The sequence below is a fragment of the Streptomyces sp. NPDC029014 genome (assembly GCF_055564695.1).
This window is the reverse complement of record NZ_JBVHVT010000029.1, coordinates 28,192-41,062: the sequence shown is the minus strand read 5'-3', so window position 1 is coordinate 41,062 and position 12,871 is coordinate 28,192. Positions and strand designations below refer to the sequence as shown.

Sequence of the window (12,871 nt, the reverse complement as noted above, 5' to 3'; positions counted from 1 at the left end):
AAACTGGGGGGCCGGTGCGCAATCGCCGTCTTGTAATGTCCGCTGCCGTCGCCGTCGCGGCCAGCGTCGGAATGGCCCTGGCGCCGGTCGTGGCGCAGGCCGCTCCCGCCGCACCCGCGGCCAAGGGCAAGTCCGTACGGGGCGTGGACGCGGGCAAGCTGGTCCAGCCCGAGGCCAAGACCTTCCACAGCCCCGCCGAGCGCTCGGTCCGCAAGACCCTGCGCACGGCGAAGGGCCAGACCGCCGCCGCCGAGGCCGCGCCGCTGACGGCGGGCACGGCCTCCGCGGGCAACCCGGACCTCGCGGTCGTCCTCAACGCCAAGCCCACGTCGGCGCACGGCATCGAGCTCCAGTCCTCGATCGTCAGCGCCCCGGGCGTCACGCTGAAGCTGACCGTCGACTGGGGCGACGGTGCGGTGGACGTGTCCGACGGCACCCCCGGCCTGGAGACGACCCAGCAGCACCGCTACGCCGAGCTGGGCGAGTACAACGTCAAGGTCACCGTGACGGACGCGACGAACCAGGTCGAGGTCGTCAACCAGCTGCCGCTCTCGACGATCGGCTCGGACTTCACCCCGCACACCCCGACCCGTCTGCTGGACACCCGCAGCGGGACCGGCGCCCCGAAGGCCAAGGTCGCGCCCTACACCTCGGCCCGGGTGAAGATAGCCGGCAACGCGAAGATTCCGGCCGGTGCCAGCGCCGTCGCCCTGAACGTCACCGCCACCAACACCACCAGCGGCGGCCACGTCACGGCCTTCGCGTCCGGCGGCAAGCGCCCGACCACCTCGAACCTCAACTACGAGGCCAACCAGACCGTTCCGAACATGGTGATCGTGCCGGTCGGCAAGGACGGGTACGTCGAGCTGTACAACGGCGGCTGGGAGACGATCGACCTCATCGCCGACGTCACCGGCTACTTCACCCACAGCGCGTCCAGCGGCTACACCCCGATGACGCCGGTCCGCTTCGTGGACACCCGCGAGGGCCTGGGCACCGCCCGCGGCCAGCTCGCCGGCCAGGGCACGTTCGGCACCCAGATCAGCGGCCTGCGGGGCGTCCCGGGCGGCATCACCGCCGTGGCGCTGAACGTGACCGTCACCAACCCGCGTGAGGACGGCCACCTCACCGTCTTCCCGAGCGACGTGCAGGCCCCGAGCACCTCGAACCTGAACTTCCGCGCGGGCCAGACCATCGCCAACTCGGTGATCGTCCCGGTCGGCCCCGACGGCAGCATCAAGGTCCGCAACGGCGCCTGGGCCGGGACCGACGTCATCGTCGACGTCGTCGGCTACTACAGCCCCGACAGCCAGGGCGCGTACATGTCGACCGCCCCGAGCCGCCTGATCGACACCCGCGACCCGGTGAAGTGGGGCAACGAGCCGCTGGCCGCCCGCAACTACATCTGGCTGAACGCGTCCCACAAGGAGCAGGGCATCGCCGGGTACGTCATGAACACCACCGTGACGAGCCCCGCCGAGGCCGGCTTCCTGTCGGTCGCCCCGGACACGAACGCGCCCACCGACTACTTCAACGACACCGTCGTGGAGCAGGTCCGGCCCACCGCGTCCAGCCTCAACTGGGCGGCGAACAAGACCGTTGCGAACCTGGTCCAGGCGAGCTCCGGCGGCACCAACGGCGTCGTCGACTTCTGGAACCAGAGCTGGGGCCCGATCCACCTGATCGTGGACATCTTCGGCTACTACGAGACGAAGTAGGCGCCCGCGGCGGCGGCCCGGTCCCGGATGGCGACCGGGCCGCCCCGATGGCAGCCTGGAAGGGAAGTTCCCGGCGACCGGTCGCCACCTCCGCACCACTGTGCACCCCAGTTCGTCCGCGGGAGGTGGACCCTCGTGACAAGCCGTGCTCCTCGAACCCGCTGTCTTCTCGGCCCCCTCGTGGCGGCCGTCCTCTCCGCCGCCCTGGTACCCGTCGCGGCGCCGCCCGCCGCGGCCCAGGGCTGCGACACCTCCGTGCTGTGCCTCATCAACGCCCAGCGCACCAGCCGGGGGCTGCCCGCCCTGACCGTCAACCAGCCGCTGACGAACGCGGCCCGGCAGCACGCCGTGGCCTCCGTCCAGCAGAAGTGGTGGGGTCCGGGCAAGGACCCGCACCGGAACCCGCAGACGGGCTCCACGCCGCAGAGCCGCATCACCGCGGCCGGCTACTGCCCCAACCCGCGGTCCTGGGCGTTCGCCGAGATCACCTACACCGGCTGGGGCACCGGCGGCAGCCCGAAGGCCGCCGTGAACTGGTGGATGAACAGCCCGGGCCACCGGGCGATCATCCTCGACGGCTCCCTGCGCGACGCCGGCCCCTGGGCGCAGGCCGGTTCGGCCGACCCGGCCGGATCCGGCGCGGCCAACGCCTGGACCTACGTGGTGACCTTCGGCCGCTGCCAGCGGTGATCCGGTCCGCATCTCGCCGGTCCGCATCCGGCCGGTCCGCATCCGGCCGGTCCGCATCCGGCCGGTCCGCATCCGGCCGGTCCCGGGCCGGCCGGTCCCGGGCCGGCCCGGCTCTCCCGGAGGACCGCTAGTCCTCCGGGAGAGCCGGGCCGGCTCCGCCGCCGTCCGGGGCCTGGTCGAGCAGGTCCGTCTCCTCGAAGACCAGCAGGGTGCGCGTGGAGAGCACCTCGGGAATGGCCTGGAGGCGGGTGAGGACCAACTCGCGCAGGGTCCGGTTGTCGGGGGTGTGGACCAGCAGCAGGACGTCGAAGTCGCCGCTGACCAGGGCGATGTGCGCGGCGCCCGGCAGCTCGCGCAGCTTCTCGCGGACCGTGCGCCAGGAGTTCTGGACGATCTTCAGGGTGATATAGGCAGAGGCGCCCTGACCTGCGCGTTCGTGGTTGACGCGGGCCGTGAAGCCGCGGATCACCCCGTCGTCGATGAGCCGGTTGATCCGGGCGTAGGCGTTCGCCCGCGACACGTGGACCTGCTCGGCCACCGAGCGTATCGACGCGCGGCCGTCCGCCTGCAGCAGGCGCATGATCGACCGGTCGATGGGGTCCAGCGGGCGGGGCGGGGCGGAAGGGACGTATGGGCCGGAGGAGGAAACCCCCGGCGGTACCGGTGCGGAACCGCTCGCGGCCATTTGTTCATCCGGCATTGCCCACTGCCTCCCTCTCCTGGACGTCCTGCACCCATCCCAGGCCCCCGGCGCCAGTTTGTCCACAGCCTGGAGCCGCATGTAGCCAAATTGCGCCATCGACCGAACAATCGGTTGGTGAGGCGCCTCACAGCCGAGGTACTTCCTGCCCGCTTCCCAAAAGGAGGTGTACGCCGCCATGACGGTCCAAGAGCTGCCCGGTGCCGGGGCGTCCCACCGCACCACCCCGCCGCCCGCCTGGAGTCCCCGGACGGACCCCGCCCCGCTGCTCCCGGACCCCGCGCCGTACCGGGTGCTGGGCACGCCGGCCGCAGAGAAGCTCGACCCCGAGCTGATGCGCCGCTGCTACGCCGAGCTGGTGCGCGGCCGGCGCTACAACGCGCAGGCGACGGCCCTCACCCGGCAGGGCCGGCTCGCGGTGTACCCCTCCACGGTCGGCCAGGAGGCCTGCGAGATCGCGGCCGCGCTGGTCCTCCAGGAGCAGGACTGGCTCTTCCCCAGCTACCGCGACACCCTCGCGGCCGTGGCGCGCGGCCTGGACCCGGTCCAGGCGCTGACCCTGCTGCGCGGCGACTGGCACACCGGCTACGACCCCCGCGAGCACCGGATCGCCCCGCTGTCGACCCCGCTCGCCACCCAGCTGCCGCACGCAGTGGGCCTGGCGCACGCCGCGCGGCTGCGCGGTGACGAGGTCGTCGCCCTCGCCATGATCGGCGACGGCGGCACCAGCGAGGGCGACTTCCACGAGGCCCTGAACTTCGCGGCCGTCTGGCAGGCCCCGGTGGTCTTCCTCGTCCAGAACAACGGCTTCGCCATCTCCGTACCGCTCGCCAAGCAGACCGCCGCCCCGAGCCTCGCCCACAAGGCCGTCGGCTACGGCATGCCCGGCCGCCTCGTCGACGGCAACGACATCGCCGCCGTCCACGAGGTGCTGTCCGAGGCGGTCCGGCGGGCCCGGTCCGGCGGTGGCCCGACCCTGATCGAAGCCGTCACGTACCGCATGGAAGCCCACACGAACGCCGACGACGCGACCCGCTACCGCGGCGACGCCGAGGTCGAGGCGTGGAAGGGGCACGACCCGGTGGCCCTGCTGGAGCGCGAGCTGACCGCCCGCGGCATCCTCGACGAGGCGGGCATCGAGGCCGCCAAGGAGGCGGCCGAGCAGATGGCGGCCGCCCTGCGGGAGCGGATGAACGCGGACCCGGTCCTGAACCCGATGGACCTGTTCGAGCACGTCTACGCGGAGCAGACCGGCCGGCTGCGCGAGCAGGCGGACATGCTGAGGGCCGAGCTCGACGCGGAGGAACAGTCGTGACCACGGTGGCGGCGAAGCCCGCGACGATGGCGCAGGCCCTGAACAGGGCCATGCGCGACGCCATGGCGGAGGACCCGACGGTCCACGTCATGGGTGAGGACGTCGGCGCCCTCGGCGGCGTCTTCCGCATCACGGACGGCCTCACGAAGGAGTTCGGCGAGGACCGCTGCACGGACACCCCGCTCGCGGAGGCCGGCATCCTCGGCACCGCCGTCGGCATGGCCATGTACGGGCTGCGGCCGGTCGTCGAGATGCAGTTCGACGCGTTCGCCTACCCGGCGTTCGAGCAGCTCATCTCGCACGTGGCGCGGATGCGCAACCGCACCCGCGGCGCGATGCCGCTGCCGATCACCATCCGCGTGCCGTACGGCGGCGGGATCGGCGGCGTGGAGCACCACAGCGACTCCTCCGAGGCGTACTACATCGCCACCCCCGGCCTGCACGTGGTGACCCCGGCGACCGTCGAGGACGCGTACGGGCTGCTGCGCGCGTCGATCGCGAGCGACGACCCGGTCATCTTCCTGGAACCGAAGCGGCTGTACTGGTCGAAGGCCGCCTGGAACCCCGAGGCGCCCGCCGCCGTACCGGGCATCGGCACGGCGCAGGTCCGGCGTCCGGGCACGAGCGCGACGCTGATCACCTACGGGCCGTCCCTGCCGGTGTGCCTGGAGGCGGCCGAGGCCGCCCGCGAGGAGGGCTGGGACCTGGAGGTCGTCGACCTGCGCTCGCTGGTGCCGCTCGACGAGGAGACCGTCATGGCCGCCGTGCGCCGTACCGGGCGCGCGGTCGTGGTGCACGAGGCGAACGGCTTCGGCGGACCGGGCGCGGAGCTCGTCGCCCGCATCCAGGAGAAGTGCTTCCACCACCTGGAGGCGCCGGTGCTGCGCGTCACGGGCTTCGACATCCCGTACCCGCCGCCGATGCTGGAGAAGCACCACCTGCCCGGTGTGGACCGGATCCTGGACACCGTGGCCCGCCTGCAGTGGGAGAACTGATGGCGCAGGTAATGGAGTTCAAGCTCCCCGACCTCGGGGAGGGACTGACCGAGGCCGAGATCGTCCGCTGGCTGGTGGCGGTCGGCGACGTCGTCGCCGTCGACCAGCCCGTGGTCGAGGTCGAGACGGCCAAGGCGATGGTGGAGGTCCCGTGCCCCTACGGCGGTGTGGTCACCGCCCGCTTCGGGGAGGAGGGCACGGAACTCCCCGTCGGAGCACCGCTGATCACGGTGGCGGTGGGTGCGGGTGCGGGCGACGCCGCTGCGGTGGCCGGTTCGGGCGCGGAGCCGGAGGCGTCCGGCTCCGGCAACGTCCTGGTCGGCTACGGCACGGACCACTCCCGCCCGGCGCGTCGGAGGCGGGTGCGACCGGGCTCCGCCGCGCCGGCTCCCGCCCCTGCCGCCGCCGCTCCCGCCGCTCCCGTCGCGGCCCTGGCGCCGGCGGCCGCAGCGGTGGCCGTTGCCGCCCCGGCGGCCCTGGTCACCGGGCCGGTACCGGTGATCTCGCCCCTGGTGCGCAAGCTCGCGCGGGACCACGGGATCGACCTGCGCGCCCTGCGCGGCTCCGGCCCCGAGGGCCTGATCCTGCGCGCGGACGTCGAGGCGGCCGTCAAGGCCCCGGCGCCGGCTCCGGCCCCCGTTCCGGCGGCGGCCGCTGCGGTCGAGGCGGCCGGTGAGCGCATCCCGCTCAAGGGACTGCGCGGCGCGGTGGCCGACAAGCTCTCGCGCAGCCGCCGGGAGATCCCGGACGCCACGTGCTGGGTCGACGCCGATGCGACCGAGCTGATGGCGGCCCGGGCGGCGATGAACGCCGCGGGCGGCCCGAAGGTCTCGGTGCTCGCGCTGCTGGCCCGGATCTGCACCGCGGCGCTCGCCCGCTACCCGGAGCTCAACTCCACGGTGGACCTCGCGGCGAACGAGATCGTCCGGCTGCCCGCCGTGCACCTCGGCTTCGCCGCCCAGACCGAGCGCGGCCTGGTCGTGCCGGTGGTGCGCGACGCCCAGGGGCGCAGCGCCGAGTCGCTGACGGCGGAGTTCGCCCGGATGACGGAGCTGGCCCGCACGGGCAAGCTGGCCCCGTCGGACCTCACGGGCGGCACGTTCACGCTGAACAACTACGGGGTGTTCGGGGTGGACGGGTCCACGCCGATCATCAACCACCCGGAGGCGGCGATGCTCGGGGTGGGCCGGATCGTCCCCAAGCCGTGGGTCCACCAGGGCGAGCTGGCGGTCCGCCAGGTGGTCCAGCTGTCCCTCACGTTCGACCACCGGGTCTGCGACGGCGGGGCCGCGGGCGGCTTCCTGCGGTACGTGGCCGACTGCGTCGAGTCCCCGGCGGTCCTGCTGCGCTCGCTGTAGCCGCACGGGGCCGGCAGTACACCGCCGCGGCTCCCGGTACGGGTCACACGGCCCGCGCCGGGAGCCGCGGCGGCGTCCAGTCCGCATGCCGCAGGATGCCGCGGACCACGACCCCGGACGGGCCAGTCGCAGCGCGCCGTTGCGTTCGCAGGGACACCGCCCCGGGGTGGCCGGGCAGCCCGGCCCGCCGAGCCGTCCGGCCCGCCGAGCCGCCCGGCCCCTGGCCCAGGTTCGGCGTCATCGCGTGCGCGGCGTCCCCTGCAGGGCGACCCGACCCGCGGCGTAGGAGGGCAGCGGGGTCACCAGCTCGTGGACGTCGTGGTGCAGCACGTCCTCGGGGCGGGTGGCCGCCAGCAGCCGGGCGACCGCCATCGAGTAGCCGCCCGCGGGGGCGCTCACATCGTCAGCAGGAGCTTGCCCACGTGGCTGCTGGACTCCATCGTCCGGTGCGCCTCGGCCACCTCACGGACGGGGTACACGGCGTGCACGACCGGGCGGATCCGGCCCGCCGCCACCAGCGGCCACACGTGCTCCCGCACCGCCGCGACGATGGCCGCCTTCTCGGTCTGCGGTCGGGCCCGCAGCGTGGTCCCGGCGATGGCCGCCCGCTTCGACAGCAGGGTGCCCAGGTTCAGTTCGGCCTTGACCCCGCCCTGGAGCCCGATGATGGCGAGCCGCCCGTTCACGGCGAGGGCGTCGACGTTCCGCGCCAGGTACTTCGCCCCGATGATGTCCAGGATCACGTCGGCCCCGGCACCGCCCGTCGCGGCCCGCACCTCCGCCACGAAGTCCTGCTCGCGGTAGTCGATCAGGACGTCCGCGCCCAGCTCCTTGCAGCGGGCCAGCTTCTCGGGTCCGCCGGCGGTCACCGCCACCGTCGCGCCGACGGCCTTCGCGAGCTGGATCGCCATGGTGCCGATGCCGCTGGAGCCGCCGTGCACCAGCACGGTCTCGCCCGGCCGTACGTGGGCCACCATGAACAGGTTCGACCAGACCGTGCAGGCCGCCTCCGGCAGGGCCGCCGCGGTCACCAGGTCCACGCCCTCCGGAACGGGCAGCAGCTGGCCCGCCGGCACAGCCACCCGCTCGGCGTACCCGCCGCCGCTGAGCAGTGCGCACACCTCGTCGCCCACGGCCCAGCCGGAGACGCCCGGGCCGACCGCCGAGATCCGGCCCGAGCACTCCAGGCCCGGGTGGGGCGAGGCGCCGGGCGGTGGGTTGTAGAAGCCCTGGCGCTGCAGGACGTCGGCACGGTTGACCGCGCTCGCGGCGACGTCGACGAGGACCTCGCCCTCGCCGGGCACCGGGTCGGGGGCCTCGGCCCAGACGAGGGCCTCGGGGCCGCCGGGCTGCTCGATGGAGATCGCATGCATGGCCCGGAGCGTACGCCAACTCCCCGGTTGCGGGCCCCCTCCCCGGCGCCGATAGTGGGAGGGTCGTCCGACCTTGATCAGCGGTCGCCGGCAGGGCCGTTCGCCCGCGCCGGCGCCTTTCCCGCGGAATCGAGAGAGGGGCAGTCCATGCGCACGTCCCCCCGCATCCGCCGGCTGGCGACGGCCGCGACGGCCTTCGCGGCCGGCGGCCTCATGCTGCTCCCCGTTCCCGCCGTGGCACACCCGGCCGCACCCGCCGACCCGGGCCCGGTGTCGGGAGCCTCGTTCCAGCTCGTCAACGCGCAGACCGGCACGTGCGCGACCGTCGCCGGGGGTGTCTCCACGGCAAACAACACCGAGCTCGTCCAGTTCAGCTGTGACACGCACCCGTCGCGCCGGTGGATCCTCACCCACTACAACGGCCGCTCGTACCAGCTCGTCAACGACCAGACCGACAAGTGCGCGACGGTCGCCGGCGGCGAGTCCGTCGAGAACAACGTCGGCCTCGTCCAGTTCACCTGCGACAGCCACCCCTCGCGCCGTTGGAGGGTCACCAACTGGGACAGCGCGAGCAGCTCCTACCAGCTCGTCAACGCGGGCACCGGCCTGTGCATGACGGTGGCGGGCGGGGTCTCCACCGACAACAACGTCAGGCTGGTGCAGTACGACTGCGACACCCACCCGTCGCGCCGCTGGAGCCTGCGCCTGGCGGGATGACCTACTCCTTCGCGCCGGCCCCTTCGCCCGGGGAGGCGGGCGGAGCCGCGCGGACGATGGTGATGAGACGGTCCGTCAGCTGGAGCGGGCTCGCGTGCGGGTCGTCGTACGGGATCAGCCGGTGGCCGCGGAGCACGCTGACCACCAGGTCGTCGGTCTCCCGTACGCTCCGGCCCACCTCCGCCTTGTTGACCGGCCGCTCCATGATGTCCAGCCCGCTGCCCTGCTGGATCAGGTCCTCCATCACCGTGCCGGCGCTGGGACTCAGGACCGACAGGCCCAGGAGCCGCCCGGCCGCGCTCGCGCTGGTGATGACCGCGTCGGCACCCGACTGGCGCAGCAGCGGGGCGTTCTCCTCCTCGCGGACCGCGGCGACGATCTTCGCTCCGCGGTTGAGCTGCCGCGCCGTCAGGGTGACCAGCACCGCCGTGTCGTCCCGCTGGGTGGCGATGATGACCTGACGGGCCCTCTGCACCTCGGCGCGGAGCAGGACATCGGAGCGGGTCGCGTCGCCCACCACCCCCGTGAACCCCTCGGCGTTGGCCGTGTCGATCACCTTGGAGCTGGGGTCCACGATGACGACCCGGTCCTTCCTGAGGCCGGTGGCCAGCAGGGTCATCAGGGCGGAGCGCCCCTTGGTGCCGAAGCCGACGACGACCGTGTGCTCGCGCAAGTTCTTCCTCCAGCGGCCCAGCCGCCACTCTTCCCTGGTCTTCTCGGTCAGCACTTCCAGGGTGGTTCCCACCAGGATGATCAGGAACAGCACCCGCAGCGGAGTGATGAGCAGGATGTTGACCAACCGGGCGCTGTCGCTGTACGGGACGATGTCGCCGTAGCCGGTCGTCGACAGGGTCACGGTGGCGTAGTAGATGCAGTCCAGCAGGTCGACCGTGTCGTTCGCGTTGTCGTGGTAGCCGCCGCGGTCGAGCCAGACGATCAGGACCGTCAGGAACAGCACGAACAGGGCCATCAGCACCCGTTTGGCGACCTGCCGGATCGGCTTCTCCACCACCCGCCGGGGCAGTTGGACGCGGCGCGAGACGAGGTTCTCGCCCGCTTCCCGGGCGATCGCGTCCTGGCCGTGGAGTTTCACGTGAAACATCCTCCCGAGACCCACGGCAGGTCGAGGATCTCCAGGTCCTGCCCCGCCCGCGCACCGTGCGGCGGTACGACGGCCAGCGCATCGGCGGCGGCGATGCCGCGCAGCATCGCCGGGCCGTTGTAGCGCAGCGGTACGGCGTGCTCGTCGGTCAGCATGACCGGAACGAGCCGGGTGTCGTACGGGTGGCCGGGGATCCCGCCCTGGACGGGGACGGCGTACCGGGGGCGCTGCCGGCGGCCGGCGAGGGCGCGCAGCAGTGGTTCGGCGAGGGTCAGCAGGCCGGAGACGGCGGCGAGCGGGTTGCCGGGCAGCCCGACGAGGTGGCGGCCCTCGGTGCGGTCGCCGAGCCGGGCCAGCAGCATGGGGTGCCCGGGGCGTACGGCCACCCCGTCGACCAGCAGCTCCGCCCCGGCCCGGTGCAGGACGCGGTGGACGTGGTCCACGGGCCCGGAGGCGGTGCCGCCGGTGGTGATGACCACGTCGGCCGTGGAGCCGGTGACCGCGTCCAGCAGGGCCTCCGCGCCGGCCGGGTCGTCGCCGATCCGGCGGGTGCCGATGACCTCGGCCCCGATCCGGGTCAGCCAGGGGGCCAGCATGGGGCTGAGGGCGTCGCGGATGAGGCCGTCGTGCGGGCGGCCCTCGGTGAGCAGTTCGTCGCCGAGGACCAGCACCTCCACCCGGGGCCGCGGGCGGGTGGCCAGCTCGTCGTACCCGGCGGCCGCGGCGAGGCCCAGCACGGCCGGGGTGACCAGCGATCCGGCGGGCAGCATCAGGTCGCCGGAGCGGCACTCCTGGCCGCGCGGGCGGATGTCCTGGCCGGTCTGCACCGGCCGGTCGGCGTAGAGGTGGGAGCCGGACTCCCGGGAGTGCTCGCTGCGCAGCACGGCGGTGGTGTCGGCGGGGACCCGGGCGCCGGTGGCGATCCGGACGGCCTCCCCGTCGGCCAGCGGCTCGGGGCGCGCGGAGCCGGCCAGCACCCCCTCCCCCGGGCGCACCGTCCAGGGGCCGGGCCCGGCGACGGCCCAGCCGTCCATGGCGGAGGTGTCGAAGGACGGCAGGTCGGTGAGGGCTTCCAAGGGCTGGTCCAGCACCTCCCCGAGGGCCTCGGTCAGCGGCACGCGGTGGATGCGGGCGCGGACGCCTGCTCCGGCGCGGGCGGCGGCCTCGCGGGCCTGCGTCCAGCCGAGGGCACGGCGCCCGGCCGGGCCCGGGCCGGGGCCGCCGCCGGCGGGGGCGCGGCTGACCAGGGCGAGGGCCTCGTCGAGGGCCTCCATGGCGCGGTCGGCGTCGGTGGGGCTCATCCGGGGGTGCTCTCTCCGGACGCGGTGCCGTCCCCGGTCTCGGCCGCCCAGCGCAGCGCCAGCTCGGCGGCCTTGCGGGAGGCTTCCGCGACGGCGGCGGCGGGATCCGCTCCGGCGGCTTCGGCACGGGCCGCCGCGTAGCCGACCAGGAAGGTGGTCAGCGGGGCGGCGGGCCGGGCGACGCCGTGGGCGGCGTCACGGGCGAGGTCGAGCAGGGCCTTGGTGTCGACGTCCACGTCGATGCCGAGCTCGGCCTTGGCTGCGGTGATCCATTGGTCCAGCACGTTTCCATGCTCCCTGATCCTGGCGCGGGCTGAAGCAAGATCCTCCCAGGTGTCGCAGTCGAAGGAGGCGAGCGGCTCCGTGTCCGTCACGTGCGTCAGCCGCAGCTCGGCGGTGAGCGCGCGCAGGGGCAGCCCGGACAGGGTGCCGTGCTCGGCGGCCAGCAGGGCGATCTCGCGGCGCAGCGGCTCGGCCCGGTAGGCGGCGACCAGGGGCTGGTCGCGGCCGGTGCGGTCGCGCAGCAGGGCGCCTTCAGGGCCCTCCGGATCCACCGGGCCTTCCGGGCCCTCGCCGTCCGCGGCGCCCTGCGCACCGGACGCCGAGAGCAGGGACCGGACGGTGCCCCGGTCGAGGAAGGGGAGGTCGGCGGAGAGGACGAGGACCAGCTCGGCCGTGGTCTGCCGCAGTCCGGCGTCGAGGGCGGCCACCGGCCCGGCGCCGGGCGGGTTCTCCCGGGCCCAGCGGACCGGCCGGGCCGTGGGCCGGCGGTCCCCGACCACCACGGTGGCCGCCGCGTCGGCGCAGGCGTCGAGGACGCGGTCGAGCAGGGTCCGGCCGCCCACGCGGAGGCCCGGCTTGTCCGCACCGCCGAGTCGCCGCGCGGCGCCGCCGGCGAGGACGATCGCGTCGTAGCTCATGCCCCGAGTATGCGCGGACCATGTCCCGGCCGGGGAAACGCACTTGCCGCGGCTCGGACGTGAAACGGGCGGGGCCGGTGCGATCCGGCCCCGCCCGCGTGCTCGTCGCCGCTCGCGCGGTGGCTTACAGGTACGGTCCCGAGCGGACGGGCCGCTGCGGGCCTTCCTCGTCGTCGTCGTGGGACGCGCCGGCCGGCAGGGCCCGGCGCATCTGCTCCAGTTGGGCCCGCGCCGCCATCTGCTGCGCGAACAGGGCGGTCTGGATGCCGTGGAAGAGACCTTCCAACCAGCCCACCAACTGGGCCTGCGCGATCCGCAGTTCCGCCTCGGAGGGCACGGCCTCCTCGGTGAACGGCAGGGAGAGCCGCTCCAGTTCCTCGACGAGCTCCGGAGCCAGGCCGTCCTCGAGCTCCTTGACCGACGCGGCGTGGATGTCCTTCAGGCGGACCCGGCTCGCCTCGTCCAGAGGCGCGGCGCGGACCTCTTCCAGAAGTTGCTTGATCATGCTGCCGATCCGCATGACCTTGGCGGGCTGTTCGACCATTTCCGTCACCGGGACCTCGCGCGACTCGTCATCGGCGCCGCCGACCGCCATCCCGTCCTGTCCCACGATCAGGACGTGCGGGGGACTGTCCTGCGACCGTTCACTCCTCGGCATCTCCATGCCTGTCATTCTCTCGCA

General features: G+C 73.8%; 12 protein-coding genes and 1 pseudogene. 6 read left to right on the top strand and 7 right to left on the bottom strand.

Translation table 11 applies throughout. The features are described from left to right. Window positions 1-35: 35 nt before the first annotated feature. Window positions 36-1,718, top strand: coding sequence for a hypothetical protein (locus ACZ4VL_RS17840; protein WP_468200551.1), 1,683 nt, complete (start codon window positions 36-38; stop codon window positions 1,716-1,718). A gap of 135 nt (window positions 1,719-1,853) precedes the next feature. After that, window positions 1,854-2,408, top strand: coding sequence for a CAP domain-containing protein (locus ACZ4VL_RS17835; protein ID WP_468200549.1), 555 nt, complete (start codon window positions 1,854-1,856; stop codon window positions 2,406-2,408). A 127-nt stretch (window positions 2,409-2,535) separates the two neighbouring features. On the opposite strand, the gene ACZ4VL_RS17830 is transcribed toward ACZ4VL_RS17835, so the two are convergent. Then, the gene (locus ACZ4VL_RS17830) at window positions 2,536-3,093 is read right to left on the bottom strand and encodes an Lrp/AsnC family transcriptional regulator (RefSeq protein WP_468200630.1); all 558 of its coding nucleotides are present in this window, start codon (window positions 3,091-3,093) and stop codon (window positions 2,536-2,538) included. Window positions 3,094-3,286: 193 nt separating this feature from the next. Between ACZ4VL_RS17830 and pdhA the strand changes: the two genes are divergently transcribed. From pdhA to ACZ4VL_RS17815, 3 genes are read left to right on the top strand one after another with little or no spacing between them, the layout of a single operon-like run. After that, window positions 3,287-4,423 (top strand): pyruvate dehydrogenase (acetyl-transferring) E1 component subunit alpha, encoded by a 1,137-nt coding sequence (pdhA, locus tag ACZ4VL_RS17825; RefSeq protein ID WP_468200547.1) that lies wholly within the window; start codon window positions 3,287-3,289, stop codon window positions 4,421-4,423. After that, the gene (locus ACZ4VL_RS17820) at window positions 4,420-5,418 is read left to right on the top strand and encodes an alpha-ketoacid dehydrogenase subunit beta (RefSeq protein ID WP_468200546.1); all 999 of its coding nucleotides are present in this window, start codon (window positions 4,420-4,422) and stop codon (window positions 5,416-5,418) included. The genes pdhA and ACZ4VL_RS17820 overlap by 4 nt, the downstream gene beginning before the upstream one ends. After that, a complete protein-coding gene (locus tag ACZ4VL_RS17815; RefSeq protein ID WP_468200545.1) occupies window positions 5,418-6,776 on the top strand; it encodes a dihydrolipoamide acetyltransferase family protein in 1,359 nt (452 codons plus the stop codon). Before ACZ4VL_RS17820 ends, ACZ4VL_RS17815 begins: the two co-directional genes overlap by 1 nt. Window positions 6,777-6,819: 43 nt before the next feature. Here the strand turns inward: ACZ4VL_RS17815 and ACZ4VL_RS17810 are convergent. Both ACZ4VL_RS17810 and ACZ4VL_RS17805 read right to left on the bottom strand, forming a co-directional pair. Next, a pseudogene (locus tag ACZ4VL_RS17810) lies at window positions 6,820-7,142 on the bottom strand (FAD-dependent oxidoreductase); the annotation flags it as partial. 29 nt (window positions 7,143-7,171) lie between these two features. Continuing rightward, window positions 7,172-8,149 (bottom strand): NAD(P)H-quinone oxidoreductase, encoded by a 978-nt coding sequence (locus tag ACZ4VL_RS17805; protein ID WP_468200544.1) that lies wholly within the window; start codon window positions 8,147-8,149, stop codon window positions 7,172-7,174. Between the two features lie 147 nt (window positions 8,150-8,296). Here ACZ4VL_RS17805 and ACZ4VL_RS17800 point away from each other — a divergent pair, with 147 nt between their 5' ends. Continuing rightward, the gene (locus tag ACZ4VL_RS17800) at window positions 8,297-8,866 is read left to right on the top strand and encodes an RICIN domain-containing protein (RefSeq protein ID WP_468200543.1); all 570 of its coding nucleotides are present in this window, start codon (window positions 8,297-8,299) and stop codon (window positions 8,864-8,866) included. Between the two features lies 1 nt (window position 8,867). Here the strand turns inward: ACZ4VL_RS17800 and ACZ4VL_RS17795 are convergent, their stop codons facing one another. From ACZ4VL_RS17795 to ACZ4VL_RS17780, 4 genes are all read right to left on the bottom strand, one after another. Next, a complete protein-coding gene (locus tag ACZ4VL_RS17795) occupies window positions 8,868-9,968 on the bottom strand; it encodes a potassium channel family protein (RefSeq protein ID WP_468200541.1) in 1,101 nt (366 codons plus the stop codon). After that, window positions 9,956-11,242, bottom strand: a complete 1,287-nt coding sequence (locus ACZ4VL_RS17790; protein ID WP_468200629.1) for a molybdopterin molybdotransferase MoeA — start codon at window positions 11,240-11,242, stop codon at window positions 9,956-9,958. The genes ACZ4VL_RS17795 and ACZ4VL_RS17790 overlap by 13 nt, the downstream gene beginning before the upstream one ends. Before the next feature lie 23 nt (window positions 11,243-11,265). Then, window positions 11,266-12,189: an NTP transferase domain-containing protein gene (locus ACZ4VL_RS17785; RefSeq protein WP_468200539.1), complete on the bottom strand. Its 924-nt coding sequence runs from the start codon at window positions 12,187-12,189 to the stop codon at window positions 11,266-11,268. A 124-nt stretch (window positions 12,190-12,313) separates the two neighbouring features. After that, complete coding sequence (locus ACZ4VL_RS17780; protein ID WP_468200538.1) at window positions 12,314-12,853, bottom strand: bacterial proteasome activator family protein; 540 nt, start codon at window positions 12,851-12,853, stop codon at window positions 12,314-12,316. Window positions 12,854-12,871: the final 18 nt, after the last annotated feature.